At 34.5% G+C, this 21,927-nt stretch carries 15 protein-coding genes; 6 read left to right on the top strand and 9 right to left on the bottom strand.

Annotated features, from left to right (window positions below):
* Nucleotides 1-682: 682 nt before the first annotated feature.
* Both cysC and ETSB_RS00825 read right to left on the bottom strand, forming a co-directional pair.
* Entirely contained in the window at nt 683-1,228 is a 546-nt protein-coding gene (cysC, locus tag ETSB_RS00830) for an adenylyl-sulfate kinase (RefSeq protein ID WP_044105723.1), read from the bottom strand.
* A gap of 84 nt (nt 1,229-1,312) precedes the next feature.
* Nucleotides 1,313-2,536, bottom strand: a complete 1,224-nt coding sequence (locus ETSB_RS00825) for a lipid-A-disaccharide synthase-related protein (protein WP_044105722.1) — start codon at nt 2,534-2,536, stop codon at nt 1,313-1,315.
* Nucleotides 2,537-3,655: 1,119 nt separating this feature from the next.
* Here ETSB_RS00825 and thrC point away from each other — a divergent pair.
* On the top strand, nt 3,656-4,948 hold the full coding sequence (gene thrC, locus ETSB_RS00820; RefSeq protein ID WP_044105721.1) for a threonine synthase: 1,293 nt from the start codon (nt 3,656-3,658) through the stop codon (nt 4,946-4,948).
* A 103-nt stretch (nt 4,949-5,051) separates the two neighbouring features.
* Complete coding sequence (locus ETSB_RS00815) at nt 5,052-5,327, top strand: MoaD/ThiS family protein (protein ID WP_044105719.1); 276 nt, start codon at nt 5,052-5,054, stop codon at nt 5,325-5,327.
* A gap of 504 nt (nt 5,328-5,831) precedes the next feature.
* On the opposite strand, the gene ETSB_RS00810 is transcribed toward ETSB_RS00815, so the two are convergent.
* The 3 genes from ETSB_RS00810 to ETSB_RS00800 form a co-directional block, all read right to left on the bottom strand.
* Nucleotides 5,832-6,200 carry a DUF1818 family protein gene (locus ETSB_RS00810; RefSeq protein ID WP_044105717.1) on the bottom strand — a complete coding sequence of 123 codons (369 nt, stop codon included), beginning with the start codon at nt 6,198-6,200 and terminating at the stop codon, nt 5,832-5,834.
* Between the two features lie 18 nt (nt 6,201-6,218).
* Nucleotides 6,219-6,737 carry a hypothetical protein gene (locus ETSB_RS00805; protein ID WP_232509827.1) on the bottom strand — a complete coding sequence of 173 codons (519 nt, stop codon included), beginning with the start codon at nt 6,735-6,737 and terminating at the stop codon, nt 6,219-6,221.
* Between the two features lie 209 nt (nt 6,738-6,946).
* Nucleotides 6,947-7,177, bottom strand: a complete 231-nt coding sequence (locus ETSB_RS00800; RefSeq protein ID WP_044107521.1) for a DNA-directed RNA polymerase subunit omega — start codon at nt 7,175-7,177, stop codon at nt 6,947-6,949.
* 1,139 nt (nt 7,178-8,316) lie between these two features.
* Between ETSB_RS00800 and ETSB_RS00795 the strand changes: the two genes are divergently transcribed.
* From ETSB_RS00795 to ETSB_RS00785, 3 genes are all read left to right on the top strand, one after another.
* Nucleotides 8,317-9,930: a SpoIID/LytB domain-containing protein gene (locus ETSB_RS00795; RefSeq protein WP_044105716.1), complete on the top strand. Its 1,614-nt coding sequence runs from the start codon at nt 8,317-8,319 to the stop codon at nt 9,928-9,930.
* Nucleotides 9,931-10,319: 389 nt separating this feature from the next.
* A complete protein-coding gene (locus ETSB_RS00790; protein WP_044105714.1) occupies nt 10,320-11,684 on the top strand; it encodes a TrkH family potassium uptake protein in 1,365 nt (454 codons plus the stop codon).
* A gap of 98 nt (nt 11,685-11,782) precedes the next feature.
* Nucleotides 11,783-12,472 carry a potassium channel family protein gene (locus tag ETSB_RS00785; RefSeq protein WP_044105712.1) on the top strand — a complete coding sequence of 230 codons (690 nt, stop codon included), beginning with the start codon at nt 11,783-11,785 and terminating at the stop codon, nt 12,470-12,472.
* 383 nt (nt 12,473-12,855) lie between these two features.
* Here ETSB_RS00785 and ETSB_RS00780 read toward each other — a convergent pair whose 3' ends face one another.
* The 3 genes from ETSB_RS00780 to leuB form a co-directional block, all read right to left on the bottom strand.
* Nucleotides 12,856-14,526, bottom strand: coding sequence for an alpha-glucosidase (locus ETSB_RS00780; RefSeq protein ID WP_044105711.1), 1,671 nt, complete (start codon nt 14,524-14,526; stop codon nt 12,856-12,858).
* A 665-nt stretch (nt 14,527-15,191) separates the two neighbouring features.
* Entirely contained in the window at nt 15,192-15,410 is a 219-nt protein-coding gene (locus ETSB_RS00775; protein ID WP_408643855.1) for a hypothetical protein, read from the bottom strand.
* 125 nt (nt 15,411-15,535) lie between these two features.
* On the bottom strand, nt 15,536-16,621 hold the full coding sequence (leuB, locus tag ETSB_RS00770) for a 3-isopropylmalate dehydrogenase (RefSeq protein WP_044105707.1): 1,086 nt from the start codon (nt 16,619-16,621) through the stop codon (nt 15,536-15,538).
* Nucleotides 16,622-18,121: 1,500 nt separating this feature from the next.
* Here leuB and ETSB_RS00765 point away from each other — a divergent pair.
* Nucleotides 18,122-19,747: an NADP-dependent glyceraldehyde-3-phosphate dehydrogenase gene (locus ETSB_RS00765; protein ID WP_044105705.1), complete on the top strand. Its 1,626-nt coding sequence runs from the start codon at nt 18,122-18,124 to the stop codon at nt 19,745-19,747.
* A 269-nt stretch (nt 19,748-20,016) separates the two neighbouring features.
* On the opposite strand, the gene aspS is transcribed toward ETSB_RS00765, so the two are convergent.
* Nucleotides 20,017-21,813, bottom strand: a complete 1,797-nt coding sequence (gene aspS / locus ETSB_RS00760) for an aspartate--tRNA ligase (protein ID WP_044105704.1) — start codon at nt 21,811-21,813, stop codon at nt 20,017-20,019.
* Nucleotides 21,814-21,927 lie beyond the last annotated feature (114 nt).

Raw genomic sequence — 21,927 nt, 5'->3', positions numbered from 1 at the left:
CTCTCAAATAAAGTCGAAGTTAACTCTAAGAAATAATTTTATTCAAATTCAATTATCGATCTAACTTTTTGTCAGCTCTCACAAACTCTAACTTGATAAAAACTCTCCGAACACTGAAAAAATAAGTCAAAATCGCCTTATATATTTTAACTATGAATTTATAGGCTCTACATAATTGTTTTAAAAACTAGCAGTAACATTCAATAACACAGTATATTTCTCTAAATTAGAGGAATATACTGTTACCGACTCCATTTGACCCTCGACTATCTTGCGAAATACAACCGAACTATATCGGGTTTTTAAGAAAATTTAATACTTTGACTTTACTAAACTTTTTTTAATAAACGATTTCCTCTTTTTTCTTTATTTTTTTATTTTTACTGAACTAATAATCTCTTTTTCAGAATTGAGAATTATCGATTTTTAACTGTTTTTAATCATTTAACTTAATTCCTGGTCATGAGATAAATCTTAAAATGTCTAGGCAAATAATTATGTCCCTAATATTGGAATTTAACCATTTATTTCTTGACATAAGTTCCGATAACTATATCCTGTTTTAATAAAGTTTTCCAATATATTAGTTTTCTACTTTATTTTTTCTTTTAAACTACTAACTTAAGGTTCAGTCTATTTTGGAAAGAAAAATTTTGACAGAAAATTCTTAACCTAATTCCTATTAAACTGCTATAGATTTAGACAGATATCCCATTTCTCTAAGTTTTTGCCAAATTTTATTAACACTTTCTTCGAGTGATTCTAAATCAGTACGACATTCTATTTCCGGGTTTAAAGGGCATTCATACGGGTCATCAATTCCAGTAAAAGACTTGATCTCTCCCGAGCGAGCACGCTTGTACAATCCTTTGACATCACGATTTTCACATACATCTAAGGGAGCATTAACAAAAACTTCTACAAAGTTTCCAATTCTAGTCCGAACCTCATCCCGACTTTCACGATAGGGAGAAATAGCGGAGACAAGAACCATTACTCCATGACGGGTTAATAAACTAGCCACAAAACCGATACGACGAATGTTTGTATCACGATCCTCCTTAGAAAAACCTAACCCTTTTGTCAAATTTGTTCTAACAATATCTCCATCAAGAACTTCTACGGAATAGCCTCCATCACTCAATTTTTTTCCTAAAACATGAGTGATAGTACTTTTTCCAGCACCACTTAATCCAGTTAACCAGATAGTTACGCCTCGTCGTTCCATAGTGGCATTATGATCCTACTAAATATGTCATGTTTATACACAATCCTGAAAAGGATAACCTGAATAAAAGCAGATGACAATAGATTAGTCCATGTTTTTGTTAGCTCGAGTTAAGTGTTGAGATAACAATAATTGAGCGATCGCATTTGCTAGGCTATCAGATCCTCCTTTTTGTCCTACTCGCTGCCGCCCATTTTCTAGACATTCCTCTAAATATTGGGGATTTTTAAGAATAGTTTGAATGGTGTGGGCAGCATCCGTAAATAAAGTAGGATTATTTGGAGTTTTACCGATAGTTTGCACAGAAATCCCTAACAATCGCCTTTGTGCCTCAGCAAAACCATAAGTAAATTGGGGTCCGTATCCTGGAAGCTGTACAATAGGCTTGCCTAAACCAACTGCCTGTTCTACGGCTGTTCCTGCCATCCCCAAAACTAAATCGCACTGTTGCAAGATATCGGCAAAAGCATTCCAATAACACTTTACAACAATTGTTTGATTTTGCTTGATTTTACTGAAAATTCCTGGTGATTGATAATGCCATCCCTGTTTTTTTGCAATAGTTTCTAGCTCTTCTTCTCTAATACTAGACACTAAAGGAACTCGAAATTGTACTATTTCCAGTTCACTAATTGCCTCACATACCTTCAATTGTAATGTTAGGTTATGAAGGGCTTCAGGAAGACGACTTCCGGGTAGTAAGGCAATTGTTGGTATCTTGGGATTTAGGTTTAAATCGTTACCTATAGGAGACAAGACATCTAGAATAGGATAACCTGCAAACACAGCTTTAGTCATGCCTTGCTGTTGTAAGTCTTCGGCGGTAAATACATCGCGTGTAAATACTGCTAAACATCTATGTGATCGTAAACACCATTGAGTTAACCCAGGTAGCCGCAATTTGCCCTCATAATAACTAGAAGTAGATACAAGAAAGGCTACGAAGGGACGGTTAGTGAGATATGCCATAGTAACCGGGAAAATATCTCCCACAGCGATACAAAAATCACAATTATGGCGATAATTAAGCAAGAATTGAATCTGACGTAATGTCAAGCCCACTAGTCCTGATACTAAATCTTTAACTAAATTAAAAAAATGGGTGTAAAAAATTCCCCCAGACGGTAGTATTTGTCTCGGTCCAACGAGAGGAATGCCTAAACTCTGGTAAGCATTTCCTAATCCTACTAACGCCATTGCTACAATGTTAATTTTGGGAGCGATTTTAACTAATGACTGGAGAATCAAACTTGCATTAAGGTCTTCTCCTGTTCCATTGCTAATGAATAATACCTGCTTTTTTAACATAATAGGTTTTTTAAAAAATTGCTTATTATAATTCGAAGTATTTAGAAAATAAAACTATAATTTATTAATTAATAATACATGGATCTAACCCTATTTTTATTTATAAATAAAAGTAAGTTTAAGTGAAATATTTAAAAAATAAGTAAGTATTTTACCAAAATCAACTTTTTTATTATTAAACCATTTTAAATTTCTTGCAAATATTTTTAGGTCATCTACATTTGGTTTTCCTGGGAAGAAAACTGGTCTTTATATTTTGTTCCAGTAAAGAGTGAATAGGCTAGCAGTATTAAAGAGCAATATTTATAAGTTCATATTTTATATTTTAAAAGCAAGGATCATAAGGAAAGATTATAACAAATCTATTTTATAATAAAACTAACAATTGTTAAAGTCAAAAGTTTAAACACTTTCTTCAAAAAATATTTAAATTCAAAATAGCTGACTTAGTATCAAGAATACTAACCAATAAAGATATATTACAGTTGATCAGGTTATGATATGATGAATTTTATCGTGAATCAGAAATATAGACAAATTTTAAATTCTATTGTTAAATAGAAATTAAATTTATATTTAACAATAACACTAATATCTAGGCTTTAATTTAGTAAAATTCTTTTAATTAATAAAAATTTTTATCCCTTGTACAAAATCTAATTTTTACATCTTGTTTAGGTAGCATTCAATTATAGGCAATGTATTCAAGTTAATCTTAGTGCAATTTCTAAATTACCTAATTCAATAGCTGTCTTATAATTTGTTGACCAATATCTTCTATAAATAGATTTGTATTGGTTAGACTAACATGATTGAGCATAAATGACTATAAAAATTTTTAGTTGATTACAATTAACTAAAATCATAATTTTGAGACCTATTAAGTTGAGTTTACTGCATTTATTTAAATAATTGACTTAATAATGTATTATCAAAATTTTTTTATTTCCTGTAAAAACAGTATACAAAACATCTGAATATTAATGCCGATAAAAATAGTCGGGTATATTTGACGAAATATATTTACTATGATAACATGTTCAAAAACGGGTGAAAATTTACGGAAGATTACAGCATTTTTCACTATTAAAGATTCACGAGAAATCAGGATCGAAATCCATGACTCAGGTAACGCAAACCAAAACCGCCACTTTCACCCATCTCGTTTCTAAAGAAGGTGGTGTAAAATATCCCCTAAAAGCTCTTCATGTGTGTGAAGAAACTTTTTCCCCTCTAGAAGTGGCTTATAACTACGATGCTATTCGCGCTCAAGTTAGTCGTGAAATTATCGAAGCAGGACCTAATTCCATTTGGCGTTATAAAGCATTTTTGCCCGTAGAAAGCGAAAATCCTATTGATCTTGGCACTGGGATGACTCCTTTGGTGAAATCAAAGCGCTTAGCTCGTCGCTTGGGTCTGAAAGATCTTTATATTAAAAACGATGCGGTGAATATGCCGACCCTCAGCTTTAAAGATAGAGTGGTTTCTGTGGCCATAACTCGTGCTAGAGAATTAGGCTTTACAACGGTTTCTTGTGCGAGTACAGGAAATTTAGCCAACTCTACTGCAGCTATCGCTGCTCATGCTGGGTTAGACTGTTATGTTTTTATCCCAACCGATTTAGAAGCAGGTAAAATTCTCGGAACTCTTATATACAACCCTACGGTAATGGCGGTCAAAGGAAACTATGATCAAGTTAATCGTCTTTGTTGCGAAGTCAGTAATAGCTACGAATGGGGATTTGTTAATATTAATTTACGTCCCTACTATGCTGAAGGTTCTAAAACCCTAGGGTTTGAAGTGGCTGAACAACTTGGCTGGCAACTCCCCGATCATGTAGTTGCTCCCTTAGCTTCTGGTTCCCTCTATACTAAGATTTATAAAGGATTCCAAGAATTCATCGAAACAGGATTAGTTAAAGATAAACTTGTTCGCTTCAGTGGCGCACAAGCAGAAGGATGTTCTCCTATCGCTACCGCCTTCAAAGAAGGACGAGACTTTATAACTCCTGTTAAACCGAATACTATTGCAAAATCTATAGCTATTGGAAATCCGGCTGATGGGTGCTATTCCCTCGATATTGCCCGTAAAACTAATGGCAATATTGAAAGTGTAACCGATGCAGAAATTATTGAAGGCATTAAACTCTTAGCAGAAACTGAAGGTATCTTTACCGAAACTGCCGGAGGGACAACTATTGCCGTCCTAAAGAAGCTAGTAGAAGCCGGAAAGATTGAGCCTGAAGAAACTACCGTAGCCTACATCACCGGGAATGGACTAAAAACTCAAGAAGCAGTTCAAGGATATATCGGTGAACCCCTGACCATTGAGCCAAAACTTGATAGCTTTGAACGTGCTCTGGAACGTTCTCGGACCTTAGAACGTCTTGAATGGCAACAAGTTTTAGTTTAATCTCTGCGTAGTCGTCAAAGTTTTCTCATTTCTTAATATCCTGATGGCTACACTCTCTTACTACACTAGATAATTGGTAATTATTAATTATTGCTAAATAACTATGGCTGTTAAAGTATTAATTCCTACACCCTTGCAAAAGTTTACGAACAATCAAAAAGACTGTGAATGTACAGCGAGTAATTTTAATGAATTACTTGACTCCCTTGAAGAAACTTTTCCTGGAATTAAAGCGCGTTTATGTGATGAAACTGGAGCTCCCCGTCGCTTTTTAAATTTTTATGTGAATAGTGAAGATATTCGCTTTTTAGATAATATAAATACTATTCTCAGTGATGGGGATGAAGTAAGTATTGTCCCAGCAGTTGCTGGTGGTTAATTTTATATATTTGTAAATCGAAAACAGTGAACAGTGTTTATTCTGTTTGCTGTTTTGTCTTTTATTAGTAGGTCATATTAAGCTTCAATTGATTAGATTAGAAACCATTCGATAAAAACTTTGTCTAACCGCTTTATCTGAATCATATTTATGTTTAAATATTTTTATAGAAAGAATAAGTATAATCTTTTTTCTATCCATTATTTGAGTTTGACTATACTACTTGTATATACTAAAGCCGTTATAAGAAACAATCCCTGTGTATATTTTTCGTCTTCTTTTAAGATATTACACCTGCTGCTGGAAATTAATCTCATTTTTCTCTCTACTGTAAAAAGTTTTTGACTCTTATTAAGCTTTTTTATTCTTGCCAAGGATTTTTGAATAAACTATATATTGTCTTTTTCTGCAATTTCATATCCTTATTTCTTAGAAAAGATTATAATGCTTATTTTCCTTAAACGATTCACCTAGAAATTATTTTTATTATATTTTCTAAGAAAATTAAGATATTTCAAAAATTTTAACTACTTGCAATAATTCTCTTACCATTTCTTCAGACCAGTTTCCCTCGCAACAACGACCTTGGTTAAGAATAAGACGCAAGGAATAAGCATGGGGGTATCCTTCTACTTCTAACCACAAAAAGTCGCTTTCTGCTTCACAGGCGATTTTTTCAACGTCCATCAATTCCTGGGACATTATTTCCATTGTCTCGGCTAACTGTTTAAACAAACGACAAAAATCCTTGAATTCAGCTTTTGTCAATTCTATTGCCCAATCTTTACCACCAATTAATCCCTGATAAGGAACAGCGTTAGGATTCCAGCCAATACGCCATCCTGTTCCTTTTTTAAGTAAACGATCACTCATAACTTTAATAAGGCAGCATCACTTTAATAAATCAGCATCCCCCGGTTTAGAAAGACTAGGACCTATAGTAGGAGTTGGTTGAAAAAACTCAGGTATTGATTCGGTCTGAATTGTAGGAAGGTTGAGTTTTTTCTGTTTAGGAGCATAGATACTAACCAACAAATCCACTAACTCCTGACGTTGATGGCGGTTTAATTCTCGAATTGCCTCAACGTCAGGAGTTAATGGGTTATTTTGCAGAGTGGAACTACCAGGATAGCGATCTTTCTTTATTGATTCATTCACCCCTAAATAGTCAGCCAGGGTAATTTTCCAATCAAGAGAAACACTAGGCTCCCGACGTTTTAAATCCCGATGATAACGGATAAAACGACTGATTAAAGTTTGAACAGGATCAATTCTCTCTGTATCTTTACGAATATATTGATTTTCTTTGGGCAGATAGGATAATTTTTTGTAAACTATACCAGCAGCTTCTTCAGGTCGTAGAGTTTGAGCGTTAACAGGTTGAACTCTAAAGCTGTTACCTCGAGACAATTTAAACCGCCCCCCCTCTATAACTAGAGTAGCACTCAGAAGAAAAATGATCAGTAGTCTTATGTTTTGCCGGAGATATGAGCAATAATTCCAAGGTTGAAGAATTTTCCAAATCATAACCGAATAATATTGAATATGGTTTATATAGTCTTTTCCATTTTCATGGTCTATATAGACAAATTTGGTAGGCTTAGCATAGATTTTGATCTTCAATTATCACTAATAATTTCAGGTTGGGTAAGTTCATCTGACATTTCAATGATGGCACGAATAGCCGGTTTCATTAAAGGATCCTCAATGCTATCAAAATCTTCGTAACGACGACGTTTAGCACGGTTAGCTACTTGTACCGTAATTCGATAGCGGTTAGTCGCAGCATCGAGGAGTTTCTGAGCGTGATATATAACTTCAGATGAGTCAAAAGCAAGTCTTTTTTGCATGAATATATAAGCCGGGTAACGGATTAACCAAGATTCATCTAGTTTAACAGTCGTTCTAATAACTGTATAGTCCAACACTAAAAGCGATTACTATTTAAGTCATAAGCAACCTTGCTACAAAAATATGAGGCTGTTCATAAATTCGATTGAGGAGATATCCCCTAATGCAAACTGTTTGGAAACCACTTAACTCTTTAAATCACCTGTCAAGTCTAAACCTTAAAAAATAGTCACTTTGGAAATAGTCTAATTCATAGACATTGTAATCGAGTCGGTTGAGGTTGAACAAACAGACTACGTCGTCAGTAAATGAAAGATTTACAAACTGGTCATATTTTGTACAATTTAGGAATTGGGGGTAATCGTCTTTCTCAGGTGTCTGAACAGTTATAGAGAGAATTTTAATCTCGCGGGGAGTTACTTAACCAAGTCTCTTATAGAATTATTTTTTCGGTGGTAGTTAATGATTCTTCTACTATGCTAAGGCGACCTAACGGGCACCCATTGACAGACTTCATAGTATTTGATCAGCAAGGCAAGCATTTATTACAATAGTTACAATAATTTTGTCCGGCTATTTTCATGAAAACGATCAACTTCCAATGAACTTCATCCTAATATTGTTGGTTATAAATCTTTGCCAGAAGATCTAATTAATTAGAAATTTACATTAAAATTGATAGCTAATATACAATTTTTCTAGCTTATGAATATAGATAATTATAAAAATTATAAATATTTTGAGAGAGTCAATATTTATTAAGTTCACCCTTTTAACTTAATAATTGCTAATTTCAGTATCCCCAGTGATGTCGTAAATCCTTTCAAGATAAGTAAATTTGCCAGCGTGCAATTATTATACTTGCTGTTACAATGCTTTGTATGACTAGACTTTATAGAGTCTAAGCAGATTATTTTCAACTTTCTACCGCGATTCGTATCTTAGCACAAAACTTATGAATATAAGTGTTAAAACATAACAAAATTTTTTTCAAGATGACTAGCAACAATTTTAAATAAGATCCCGTCTAGCCTATGAGTTGACTTATGTTTACATAATAGAAAAATGTGAATTTTCCATAATTCTGATATAAAAAATAACAAGGCGTAAAATAGAAAACCTATAAATCTAGCTCAATATGGAAATTACCAAGACTCATCGCCCAGTCAGGGGCAAACTTCTATGTATCAGCTTATTTTGCCTTCCTATTTTACTTGGAGGAGTTTGTACATCCCCTGTAAGAGCAACAGATGTTGAGCTAGATGTAGGAGTGGTTCAACGGTTTGGGGAAAAAGAAAAGGAAAAATTAGTCATTGCCACTACTAGTGAAGATACCCTAACTCTAAAATTTGACGACGATGATAGCCAACAAAAAATAGTTCAAACCAACCAATTCACTATTGAAGTAGTTAAACAACCTTTATCAACGCCTGTGCTACGAGAGAAAGTAGTTTTAAGTGATCATGCTACTTTTGAAACCGCGGAAGACAGTGCGAAAAAATGGCAAGAAAGGGGAATTAAAGTAGAAGTTACTCAACCTGAACAGTGGCAAGTTTGGGCAAAACGCGATGTTTACGAAACCCCCTTATTACGTCGTTGGTTACTAGAAAATCTTAAAGCTAAAGGATTTAGGAATGTCTATCTTGAATTAGAAATTGTAGCAGCTACTCCTCGAGCAACTTTTACCGTGGCTGGTAAAATTTATAGTCCTGATTATTTAGAGATAATCCCAGGCAAAAGTCCTGTTCAAGTTAGTCTAAGTCAAGGAAAAGTCCGTTATTATGGAGGAAGTCTGAGGCTACAACCCAACGCCTATGGAACCTACACTTTAGTTAACAATATTTCCCTTGAAACTTATCTTAGGGGGGTTGTTCCTCACGAAATTGGACCATCGGCTCCCCTTAATGCAGCGAAAGCTCAAACTATTATTGCCCGTACTTATGCTTTACGAAATATACGACGGTTTCAAGCGGATAACTATCAATTGTGTGCTACAACCCACTGTCAGGTTTATTATGGGTTAAGTGGAACTAGTCCTAAAGCTGATCAAGCGATCAAAGCTACTAAAGGCTTAGTATTGACTTATGAAAATGAGTTAGTAGATGCCCTCTATTCCTCCACTACAGGAGGAGTGACGGCCAAGTTTAGTGATATTTGGAATGGAAAAGAAAGACCTTATCTTAAAGCGGTTATTGATTCTCCCCAAAAACTTTGGGACTTGTCAAAAACATCCTTAGCTAAGGAACAAAATTTTCGTAATTTTATTAGTTTAAAAAATGGATTTAATGAAACAGGAAGAAATGTTTTTCGTTGGGATCGACAGGCAACTCTTGAAAGTTTAAGTCAGGATTTAAAAAAGTATCTAAAAAAACGTAAAGATCCCTTAGCTGATTTTAAAATAATTCGATGGATGGAAGTCATTGAAAGATCAGAATCTGGACGTATTTTAACCATGAAAGTCGAAACGGATAAAGGTTCTTTAGAGTTACATAAGAATGAAGTTCGTAGTGCTTTTTATCCCCCTCGTAGTACGTTATTTTATCTAAAACCTATCTATAATAATGAGAAACAATTAAGAGGGTTCGCCTTTGTTGGAGGGGGGTTTGGCCATGGTGTAGGGATGAGTCAATACGGATCTTACAATTTAGCTAAATTAGGTTGGAATGCTGAAAAGATACTTTCTTTTTATTATCCCGGAGCAATAATTGAACCCCTTAATGAATCGATTGTTTTTTGGCGAGCACAAGAATAAATGATTAAGACTACTTATGTCAAAAATAGATAAGTGCCAAATTGAGCTTTATTTATTGATAAAGTTACCGAATCAACGCTAGACTTTCAGCTAGTAATGAGGGAACAATATGTCACCCTTCACTTAATAACAAATAAGTTTCAGACTCATAAGTAATATTCTTGGCTCTTCTAGACTTAGTATGATAAGTTAGTGACATAATGCAGTTAAAATTTTTATTCTGACTGTCTTATGTTATTCTCAAAACTTAATTTTGATAAAGATCAAGTTTTAAGGATCGTAGAAATCTTGTAAAGTAATACTTTCAGATTTTTTTATTATAAAGTTGTCAGAAATAATCTAAAAAGCCATGTTTTATTGGTTTTTATCGTTACTTACTATTTTTTTTTATGACTATTGCTCGTACTATTTGTTTAGGGTTTTTAGCTGTTATTTCAGTTGGAACTCTCTTGTTGATTTTGCCATTTTCTACTTATGATTATCATTGGAATAACCCTATTATTGCCTTATTTACAGCAACTTCTGCTGTTTGTGTAACTGGCTTGATTGTAGTTGATACAGGGAGCTACTTTTCTTTTTGGGGACAATTGATTATCCTGCTATTAATTCAAATAGGAGGATTAGGATATATGACAACAACAACTTTTTTGATATTATTGACTGGTCGGCGATTTGATCTTCGACAAAAATTAGCTATTCAAGAATCTTTAGATCGTCCCCTTCGCCAAGAAAATAGCAAAACAATTATTCGTTCTATTATTGGGATGACTCTTGTTTTTGAAATTGTAGGAGCTTTACTATTATTTAATTTCTTTAAAGAAAAATATGGAAAAATTAGTGCATTATGGATATCTATTTTTCATAGTATTAGTGCCTGGAATAATGCTGGATTTAGTTTATTTCTAGATAGTTTGGTTGGTTTTCAAGATTCTCTAACAATTAATCTCGTTGTCGCTTTTTTGATTATTTTGGGAGGCATTGGCTATTCAGTTATTATTGAGCTATATCTTTGGATTTTACACAAAATTACAAAGCGTAGAGAAAGAGTTTTTTTATCTCTTAACTTCAAAGTGGTTATTAGCACCACAGCATTTTTACTGATACTGGGAACGATCATGTTTCTATTGGTTGAATATAAAAATCAGAACACCTTAGCATCACTAAATTTTAAAAGTAAATTATTGGGTGCATGGTTTCAATCTGTAACAACTAGAACTGCTGGGTTTAATAGTATTGATATTGGAGGAATGACAATTTCTGGACTATTTTTAACCATGGGTTTTATGTTTATTGGTGCAAGTCCTAGCGGAACAGGAGGAGGAATTAAAACTACAACACTTCGGATTTTAACTAACTGTACCCGTTCAGTTTTACGAGGTAACGATCAAGTAGTTATGTATAAGCGTGAGATTCCAGTTTCTCTAATCTTAAAAGCAGTAGCTGTTGTTTTTGGTTCAACCATTACGGTAATTTCTATTACTTTTCTCATCTCCTTTATTGAGATTAGTTTTCACCCGGCTTTTTTTGATACTGAGGTCAGTTCATTTCAAGTTTTATTTGAGGTAATTTCAGCCTTTACTACAGTGGGACTTTCCACCGGGATTACCGCCAGCCTTTCTTCCCTGTCACAACTTTTAATAATTTTAGCCATGTATACTGGGAGAGTAGGTATTCTTGTCTTTATGGCAGCTATTGTCGGTGAAATTAATCCTAGAGTTGTTCAATACCCTGAAGAACGTTTGTTAGTTGGGTAAAGAATGGATTAAGTTATCTCGTGATTGTTACCCAGAAAAGGTAAAATAGGAATTGAAGAACTGCACTCTTTAACTAACAAAAGAATAGGGGGAGAACATTGAAATCCTTAAACTTTTTGAATAATCTTCGTCGAGAGACTCGTCAATTTGCGGTTATTGGTTTAGGCCGTTTTGGACGAGCTGTCTCTGGAACACTTTATAAACTGGGCTATGAAGTATTAGGAACTGACATTAAAGAATCTCTAGTAGCACAAGTTTTAAATGAGAAAATTGCTTCTAGTGCTATTCAGTTAGATTCAACTCAACCTAATGCTTTAAAAGAGGCTGGAATTTTCGAATTTGATACGGTAATTGTGGCTATTGGGAATTATTTAGAAGAAAGTATTGTTACGGCCCTCAACGTAAAAGAGGGCGGTGTTGAATGGGTTGTTGCTAAAGCATCTTCTAAGATTCATGGAAAGTTATTGGAACGGGTGGGAGCAGATTTAGTGGTCTTTCCTGAATATCATGCTGGGTGTGAATTGGCTTATACTCTGACAAAACCAGCTATTCTTGAACGGTTTGATCTTGATCCTGATCACAGTATTGTAGAAATTTGGGTTCCTGAAGAGTTTCACGGAAAAACAATCGAGGAATTAAATCTTAGGAATCGTTATAAAATAAATGTTTTGGCTACTGGAAAAGAAGATAAATTCAAAATAAATCCTACTCCCCAAGAAAAACTTGATAAAAACTTAGTGATGGTTATTATTGGTTCCAACAGAGATATTCAACAATTACCAATTTAATGATAATCAATCCACTAATTAGCAATCTACCCAATGAATCCATTATAGTGACTTATTTGTATAGATGGAAATTCTTAAGTTGATTAAGGACAGAATAGATAGAAATTAAAAGGAAATCAACTGAAAAATAAGGACTCTTTGAAAAGAAGTAACTGATTTAGAGACTAGATAGTCGAAAACTCATTGTCGCAACTCATCAATTGCTCTGATTGTGTTTATTGTTGGAAACCTAGCTAAGTTATTTTTATTTATTAGAAATCCTTGAACAAATTTTAAGTTAGCCACCATATCATTTATTTTGCAAAACTTAAGATTAAAATGATTCCCTTTTTTGACGCTCCTGCTAACAATAGTAGAAGAAGCATCAAAATAATAATACTTAATTAAGATTCTCGTTCGAAGATGCCAAAGCCAAAAGGTTCCATTTCAACGGTTCTTTGTCCATTACCCAAATTGGTTGTGGGGAAACTTGTAATATTAGACCCGACGATTGCCTTTCCATACCGAAAAGAAATGAGATAGGAAATTATTTGTTCACTAATATTAAAGACACAAAGAAGTTCTTGATCAGGAGTTTTTCTTAAGAAGGATAAGATACTATCTCCGACTTCAATCAATTCCACCGACCCATATTTTAAAGCCGGTTGACGATTACGCCATTCTAGGAAAAATCGAAAATAGTTAAGCATAGAATCTTCTCTTTCTTCTTGAGCCGAAATTGCAAGAGACTGATATTGTTCATCTACAGGAAGCCAAGGTTCCTCATTATTTGTAAAACCAAAGTTTTTTTTATTTGATTCCCAAGGCATAGGAGTTCGACAGCCATCGCGTCCCGCAAAATAAGGATAAAAGAAAATACCAAAAGGATCTTTCATCTTCTCTTTAGAGACATTGGTTTCTGTTAGCCCCAATTCTTCCCCTTGATAAATACAAATGATGCCCCGCAAGGTAGGTAACAAAGAAATGAGCATTTTCTCAAAAGCTGGAATTAGAGAATCATCATTCGGTTTCCATCTTGACCTAGCACGAGGAAAGTCATGAGTACTCATAGTGATACAGATCATCTCTTCCTCATCCGCTTCGAGATGAAGAGATAAATCTTCGATCACCCTGGCAATTAATTTTGGACTTAGTTTCTCATTAACTAACAAAGCACTATTGTACGCTGTATGTAATCGATTTGACCCCCGAATATACTCAACCGTTTGGCGCATTGGATCATCAGCCGCCACAATCTCTCCAATAGCAAAGGTTTCAGGGTATTTATTCAAGGTTTTGCGGATGCGTCTTAAAGATTTGATGTTTTTAACCTCGTTCATATTGTGGAGGTTAATAAACTTAGAGTACGGATTAAGAGAAGAAACTCCATCTTGATTAGGCATTCCTTTGGTACGAGTCGGATTATCTAGTAAACTTTGATCATGCATGTAATAATTACAGGCATCAAGACGTACCCCATCAACCCCCTTTGCTAGCCAAAATTCTCCTACTTTCATAATTTCTCTGACGACATCAGGGTTATGCCAGTTGAGATCAGGTTGGCTATCGATAAAATTATGGAGATAATATTGCTGGCGAGATTCACACCATTTCCAAGCAGTTCCCCCGAAAATTGATAACCAATTATTGGGAACATCTCCTTGGTTAGAATCAGCCCAAATATACCAATCTGCTTTAGGATTATAGCGATCAGAAGAACTTTCAATAAACCAAGGGTGTATATCAGAGGTATGACTCCATACCTGATCGACTACAATTCTAAGATTGCGAGCGTGGGCTTTCTCAATTAATTCCTCAAAATCTTCTAGAGTTCCAAACAGAGGATCAACCGAATAATAATCTGAGATATCATATCCATAATCCTTCATCGGAGATTGATAAAAAGGCGTGATCCAAAGAGCATCAATGGGAAGAGACCCTAAATAATCGATTTTTTTTATGATTCCTTGTAAATCTCCTACCCCATCATCATTGCTATCGTAAAAGCTACGAATATAAATTTCATAGATTACGCATCCATACCACCATGGATATTTTGATTGGAAACTAGACATTAGAGTAGTCACCTCAAAAAACGAAGGTTAAAAAAAACAAAGCTAAAATCGAGAAGTAGATTAGAAGGCCTTTGATGATAAGAGTTTCGACTCGCACCAACTGCTCAAAAACAAATAACTGTTAATTAGAATCTTGTTTTTTGCTATGTTGTTGCCATCAACAACTATTTAATGCCTATATGGCACCCTGCTACATCATCAATATTAACTGATGATGTCTCCTAACAAGTCACCACAGCTATTCTATACCTAACAAATAGGTAAATTCAAATAAGTCTAAAATAGAAAAATCTTTTAAAAAGAGTAACTACATAGATGTAAGTCCACCTAAAAGTCAGACTAACATAATTAGAAGAAAAAAACTATTAAAGATAACTTGTAGTAAAAAATGTACTTGAAAACAAGAACAAAAATAGAGATTTTACATTTATTTAAAGACAAGAGGATAGAAAGTTAGTTGGGATAAACTTATTATAAGTTATAATTATAAAAATAATTTTTCAATATTTTTTTAAAAAATTATAGGTAACAAATTAGAAAAAAAGACAATATAAAATATATTGAATAGTTATCAGAAGAGAATGAAATAACTTACAAATGCTCAAGTAAATAATTTGTGATCTCCATAAATTTATGTTTGTGTAAAGTATGTAGTTATTGTAAAGTCAATTAATTTTAACTTCAAATTGATTAGTCGAGACAAAACTTTCTCCAGGTAAGAGAACAGGGTTTTCTCGAAAGATTAGTTGTCCTCGTTTGCTTTGGCGATCAATGGCAATGCCGTAAGGCCTTTTATTATGTTTTGGATGAAAAACACAATAGTCCCTATAAATACGCTGCGCCGCTCTTAAAATAGCGCAGTCAATAGTGATAGGCAGTTGCATTTTTTGTTGTTTGGCATTTGGTGTTTGATATGCATATTTCACTGTTTTATTCCCCATAACTCAACCTGACTCTTGTTGTATCTCCATACCAGTCAATACCCACTCGAAGACGAATATCTTAGACATTAAGATTCTACTACTTTGAGTAATATATCTCCCATTTGCTGACATCCCACTGCTTTCATCTGTGGGGACATAATATCCTCTGTCCGATAGCCTTGAGCTAACACTTCTAATACGCCTTGTTCAATTTTACTTGCCGCGTTAGGTTCATTTAATCCATACCGTAACATCATGGCTGCACTTAGTACTTGGGCGAGGGGGTTAGCCTTATCTTGTCCGGCAATATCAGGCGCTGAACCGTGGACAGGTTCAAATAACCCTGGTTTTTCTAAACCTAAACTAGCTGAGGGTAACATCCCAATACTACCAGTTAACATTGCCGCCGCATCGGAGAGAATATCCCCAAATAAGTTACTTGTCAAAATAGTATTAAATTGTTTGGGAGCGCGAACTAACTGCATAACTGCGTTGTCAACATAAAGGTGAGAAAGTTCTACATCAGGATATTGGGATGCTATATGATTAACACGGTCGCGCCATAATTGAGACACATCTAAGACGTTAGCTTTGTCAATAGAACATAACTTACCGCCTCGTTTTTGGGCTGTTTCAAAAGCAACTTTGGCAATACGGTCAACTTCTGACTCTACATAAGCCATTGTGTTGACTCCCCGTTTTTCTCCTGTTTCCGTTTCGAAAATGCCTTTAGGTTGTCCAAAATAAATGCCCCCTGTTAATTCTCGAACCACCATGATATCAACTCCCCCTATCACTTCTGGTTTAAGGGAAGAAGCATCAATTAGTTGGGGGAAAATGGTCGCAGGGCGCAAGTTAGCAAAGAGGTTAAGTCCAGCACGAATAGCTAATAATCCTGTTTCAGGACGTTGATGACGAGGGAGATTATCCCATTTATACCCCCCAATAGCAGCTAATAAAACAGCATCACTGTTACGACAGCAGGTTAAGGTTTCTTCAGGAAGGGGCTTCCCCGTCTCACTGATCGCTGATCCTCCAATGAGGGCTTCTTTAAAATTAAATTTGATATCAAACTGTTCTCCGATGAGATGTAGAATCTTTACAGCAACTGTCAAGATTTCGGGACCAATGCCATCACCAGGAAGAAGGGTAATTGTATATTGCCTCGTCATAGGGGACTTTTACTATTTAGTTCATGTGCTTGCTTTTTATTGTACCCTGAACTCTCTCATAGGTTTTTAAAAAACTCCTCATTACAGTAACGTCTTAAAGGTCAGTGAACACAAGTCAAAACATTTAGTCTTGATAAGCAATTTTGAATAACTTTCATGACTTTTTTACTATTTCAAACAGCTATTTGTCCTAACTCATTTAACTCTTCAACATAAAAAGTATAAAGATTACAGTTTTTAAATTACAAAATCATTTACTACATCCATTCTTATAAATTTTAGTTTGTGTCTGATAACAAAAGTTTATCTAACGAATACTACTTAATATTTGAGTTGAAAATATTTTTTTATTTTTCGAAAAAACTTAATTTTTTGAGCTTTACAAAATAATGAGATACAGCAAATTTTTAGATTTTGAATCTATACTCATTATTAAGTATTTTTGAACTAAATTTTAGCCTAAGCTCATCATCTAGTATATTCTTTGAATTGATACTAAATTCTCTTCAGAGCTAGCCATATTTAATCAAGTTGTTGTTTCTATCATTCAAGATAGAAACTCTGCCACTGTTTGCCTTCAGGAAGCAATTATTCTTGGTATACAGGTGAAGACAGTGTATGCTTAATGATACTTTGAGTTAAAACTAATTTGATAAATTAATTTTGAGATGTATTAATCAAAAAAAAGTGTATGAAAGGCTTATGGACCTAGTACACAGCATGTATTTTGTGTCTTCAATAGACTATAAACTATTACTCAGATAGACTTTGAGGAAAAAATGCTGACATGATAGTCATTACAGCAAAAGAGAGTCAAAAAAATATCTTGAGTGATATGATAAGACGCTGTTATAATGCAATCTTATTTATTGTTAGTAACACTATTGATGTGTTAATCTAATATTAACTTGAAAGATATTGAATTTTTTAACACTAAGGTATTGGGCTCAGTAACTATTTAGTTTAGATACAATCTTTTTCCTCTCTTTATTAGCATAAAACTTTAATCTTAATATTATTCATGCCCAAAGTCATAGGGGATGAGAACCATCTATTATATCTATATAATAGCATATACATTTGATTGAAAAAACTAAATTTTTTTCAGTAAAGGGGCAAAGCTTATCTAAGTCATAAAAAAATATAAAATAATGTTTTTAATTAAGTAAAAAATGCTGCATATAAAATTTTTAAACTAAGGGGCTACAATATCAGTACTATCTATTTAGTAGTTGCAAGTATTAATAAAAGTAATCTTATGGTATTAAAAACTGATTTTAATTATTATTCTTCCAATTCAGAGATTCTATAGCATCAATGTGCTCGTTTTAGTTTGTCCATCGTTGTTGATGAAGGAGGATCATTAAAATGCGTGAACTTATTTCTCAATGAGATGCAAAAGAAGCAATTATTAAACTCAGCTAAAATTTTATTGAACATCTTTAAACAACTTGATATTTGATATATCTTTAAAGTTGTTAAACAACATAACAAAACATCATGAGTATTTTTGCAAAAATCAACAATATTTTTCCTTCTCTTGAAAATATTCCTCCAGAATTTTACCTAGAAAATTCTATCGAACAACGGGAATATCTAATCAATGGAAAACTAGAGATTTGGAATGGAGAAATGGAAGAATCCTTATCTCCTATTTACCTAAAAACACCTCAAGGATTAACTCGTAAAAAAATTGGTGACTTTCCATGTTTAGGAGAAGAAGCAGCTTTATCTGCTTTAGATGCAGCAGCAAAAGCCTATGATAATGGACGTGGAAAATGGCCAACTATGCCCGTTGGTCAACGAATTGAATGCCTCCAAGACTTTGCTTATCGAATGAAGGAAAAACGGGCAGAAGTCGTCAATCTTTTAATGTGGGAAATTGGGAAATCTTATACAGATTCTTGCAAAGAATTTGACAGAACTGTTGACTATATTGAAGATACTATTGATGCTCTTAAAAATCTGGATCGAGTTTCTTCGCGCTTTGAGATTACCCAAGGAGTTATAGGACAAATTCGCCGTGCACCATTGGGGATTGTCTTGAGTATGGGACCAGCTAATTATCCCCTCAACGAAACATTTACGACTCTAATTCCTGCTTTAATTATGGGGAATACTGTTGTTGTCAAAGCCCCCCGTCCAGGGGTATTATTAAACTATCCCTTGCTGGAAGCGTTTAAAGAAGCTTTTCCTCCTGGAGTTGTTAATACTATTTATGGTAAAGGTCGAACGATTTCACTTGCATTAATGGAGTCAGGAAAAATAGATGCGTTAGCTTTTATTGGAAGTAGTCAAGCGGCTAACAACCTTAAAAAACAGCACCCAAAATCTTACCGTCTCAGATCGATTTTGGGATTAGAAGCTAAAAATCCGGGGATTATCTTACCACACGCTGATTTAGATTTGACTGTTAAAGAATGTATTCTAGGAACTCTATCCTACAATGGACAAAGGTGTACTGCTATTAAGATTCTTTTCGTGCATACTGCTATTATTGATAAGTTTTTAGACAAGTTTATCGAGGCGATTAGTAACCTTAAATTTGGGATGCCGTGGGAAGAAGGAGTCTTCTTAACTCCTATTGCTGAAAGAGGAAAACCTCAGTATCTTCAAGACTTAGTAGAAGACGCCAAAAAACATGGGGCTGATGTGATTAATGAGGCAGGAGGAACCATTAACGAAACCTTCTTTTATCCAGCAGTTCTTTATCCTGTCAACGAACAAATGAAAATTTATTCTGTCGAACAATTTGGACCAGTTATTCCCATTGTTCCCTTTGATGATATTGAGACTACTATTGACTACTTAGTGCAGTCAGATTACGGACAACAGGTAAGTATTTTTGGACAGAACACAGAAGAGATCGCTCAATTAGTTGATCCCTTAGTTAATCAAGTTTGTCGAGTTAATCTAAATAGTCAATGTCAACGGGGACCTGATAGTTTCCCGTTCACTGGACGAAAAGATTCTGCAGAAGGAACTTTATCGGTTAATGATGCTTTAAGAGCTTTTTCCATCCGGACTTTAGTGGCAGCTAAAGAAATTGATATTAATAAAAAATTAATTTCTGAAATCGTCAGAGAACATAAGTCCAATTTCTTATCTACTGATTTCATTTTATAAGTAAATTATTTAATTCACCCTTTCCATCCTCTCTATCGAGAGAGTCTAAAATTGTATTTTTAGACTCTCTCGATAGAGAGGATGTGGTTGACCACTTATAACTTTTTAAACTAAATAATCAGAAGTATAAAACTCTAATTGTGATGGGTTATCCGCTCATTGTTTTACCTCTATAACTTAGATCAAGTGAGGCTTACCACCCGATAATTCTAGTATTGTTTTTATGAAGCAATACTGAGTAAAATAACTTCATTACTAGTTTATCTTGATTATTTAGTTTTAGATTTAGATTTATAAATAGATTGAACCTGTAATTCTTTTAATTGTTTGTCGTCAACAGTAGCCGGTGCTTGTGTAAGTAAACAGCTTGCTTGTTGGGTTTTCGGAAATGCGATAACATCTCTTATGGAATCTTCTCGGGCTAACAACATCACTAAGCGATCTAACCCGTAGGCAATACCACCATGAGGAGGAGTTCCATATTCTAAAGCCTCTAATAAAAAACCAAACTTATTGTTTACTTCCGACTTAGATAAGCCAATAGTTGTAAGTACTTTTTCCTGGATTTCTTTTTTATAAATTCTTAGACTTCCACCTCCAATTTCTACTCCATTGTAGACCAAGTCATAAGCTTGCGCTCTAGCAGTTTTGAGATCATGTAAATCTTTTGGATTAGGTGCAGTAAAGGGATGATGCAATGCTTCTAATCGCTTTTCATCGGCATTCCATTCAAACATGGGGAATTCAGTGATCCAGAGTAAATTAACTTGCTCATGATCGATTAATCCTAATTGTTCTCCAATTACTAATCGCAATCGAGATAAAGATCTATTAACTGTATCTGTATTTCCTGCTCCAAATAGCAATAAATCTCCCGGTTTAGCTCGTGTTACAGCTAACAATTCAGCCTTTTGTTGTTGACTTAAATTATCTTTAATTGCTCCAATAGTATCAAGTGTATTATTATCTTTGACTCGAATAAAAGCAATTCCTTTAGCTCCTGCATCAGTAGCTTTTTTAAATAAATCTCCCCCAGGTTTAATTCTTACATTAGAGATCGTTTCATTGCCCCCAGGAATTGGTAAAACTTTTACTTTTCCACCATTTTTAATTATCTCAGAAAAAACTTTAAATCCACTATCTTTAACAATACTTGAAACATCAACTAAGGTTAAATCAAAACGGGTATCAGGGCAATCTGTCCCATATTTTTCTATAGTTTCTGCATACGTTAGACGAGGAAAGGGGCGGGAAATTTCTATATCTTTAACAGTTTTAAAAATATAGCAAACTAATCCCTCATTCAAGTCCAAAATTTCCTCTTCGGACATAAAACTCATTTCCATGTCTAATTGAGTAAATTCTGGTTGTCTATCAGCCCGTAAATCCTCATCGCGGAAACAACGGGCAATCTGATAGTAGCGATCATATCCCGATATCATTAATAATTGCTTAAACAATTGAGGCGACTGTGGTAGAGCATACCATTGACCAGGGTTAACACGGGAAGGAACTAAATAATCCCGCGCTCCTTCAGGGGTAGAACGAGTAAGAATGGGAGTTTCTATCTCCATAAACTGTTGTTTATCTTCTAGATAGCGACGTATTGCTTTAACTACCCTATGACGCAATTGCAAGTTTTTGGCCATGCAATCCCGTCTTAAGTCCAAATAGCGATACTTGAGACGAACATCTTCTCTGACTAATTCTGCTTCTAAACTAGATATCACAAAGGGAAGTTGCTTATCCACTCCGTTAAGTAATTCTATACTATCAGCATATATTTCCACTTCTCCAGTCAATAATTTCAGGTTGAGAGACTCTGGGGGACGTTTACTTACACAGCCTACTATTTTGACTACATATTCGCTACGCAGGGTTTCTGCATCAGGATAAGAGTCAGGGGTTCGTTGGGGGTCACTAACAATTTGGACAATTCCTGTGCGATCACGTAGGTCAATAAAGATAACACCTCCATGATCTCTTCGGCGATCAACCCAACCGAATAGGGTAACGGTCTTATTAATATCAGTTGCTCGTAAGTCACCGCAATAATGAGTTCGCATCGGAATTAATCTTAAGTTTGATCATCATACAAAAAGTTACGTTTTCTGGTTCAGCCTGGCCAAATCAAAAGACGCATTGCCCATTATCACGCATTTAGTTAATCTTAAGCACCT

Source organism: cyanobacterium endosymbiont of Epithemia turgida isolate EtSB Lake Yunoko (assembly GCF_000829235.1).
In the GTDB taxonomy this organism is placed as follows: Bacteria; Cyanobacteriota; Cyanobacteriia; order Cyanobacteriales; family Microcystaceae; genus Rippkaea.
This window is presented reverse-complemented; position numbering and strand designations above follow the sequence as displayed.

Coding starts and splice junctions, on each gene's coding strand:
- cysC (WP_044105723.1), bottom strand. CDS start 1,228: ATGGAACGACGAGGCGTAACTATCTGGTTAACTGGATTAAGTGGTGCT.
- ETSB_RS00825 (WP_044105722.1), bottom strand. CDS start 2,536: ATGTTAAAAAAGCAGGTATTATTCATTAGCAATGGAACAGGAGAAGAC.
- thrC (WP_044105721.1), top strand. CDS start 3,656: ATGACTCAGGTAACGCAAACCAAAACCGCCACTTTCACCCATCTCGTT.
- ETSB_RS00815 (WP_044105719.1), top strand. CDS start 5,052: ATGGCTGTTAAAGTATTAATTCCTACACCCTTGCAAAAGTTTACGAAC.
- ETSB_RS00810 (WP_044105717.1), bottom strand. CDS start 6,200: ATGAGTGATCGTTTACTTAAAAAAGGAACAGGATGGCGTATTGGCTGG.
- ETSB_RS00800 (WP_044107521.1), bottom strand. CDS start 7,177: ATGCAAAAAAGACTTGCTTTTGACTCATCTGAAGTTATATATCACGCT.
- ETSB_RS00795 (WP_044105716.1), top strand. CDS start 8,317: ATGGAAATTACCAAGACTCATCGCCCAGTCAGGGGCAAACTTCTATGT.
- ETSB_RS00790 (WP_044105714.1), top strand. CDS start 10,320: ATGACTATTGCTCGTACTATTTGTTTAGGGTTTTTAGCTGTTATTTCA.
- ETSB_RS00780 (WP_044105711.1), bottom strand. CDS start 14,526: ATGTCTAGTTTCCAATCAAAATATCCATGGTGGTATGGATGCGTAATC.
- ETSB_RS00775 (WP_408643855.1), bottom strand. CDS start 15,410: ATGCAACTGCCTATCACTATTGACTGCGCTATTTTAAGAGCGGCGCAG.
- leuB (WP_044105707.1), bottom strand. CDS start 16,621: ATGACGAGGCAATATACAATTACCCTTCTTCCTGGTGATGGCATTGGT.
- ETSB_RS00765 (WP_044105705.1), top strand. CDS start 18,122: ATGAGTATTTTTGCAAAAATCAACAATATTTTTCCTTCTCTTGAAAAT.
- aspS (WP_044105704.1), bottom strand. CDS start 21,813: ATGCGAACTCATTATTGCGGTGACTTACGAGCAACTGATATTAATAAG.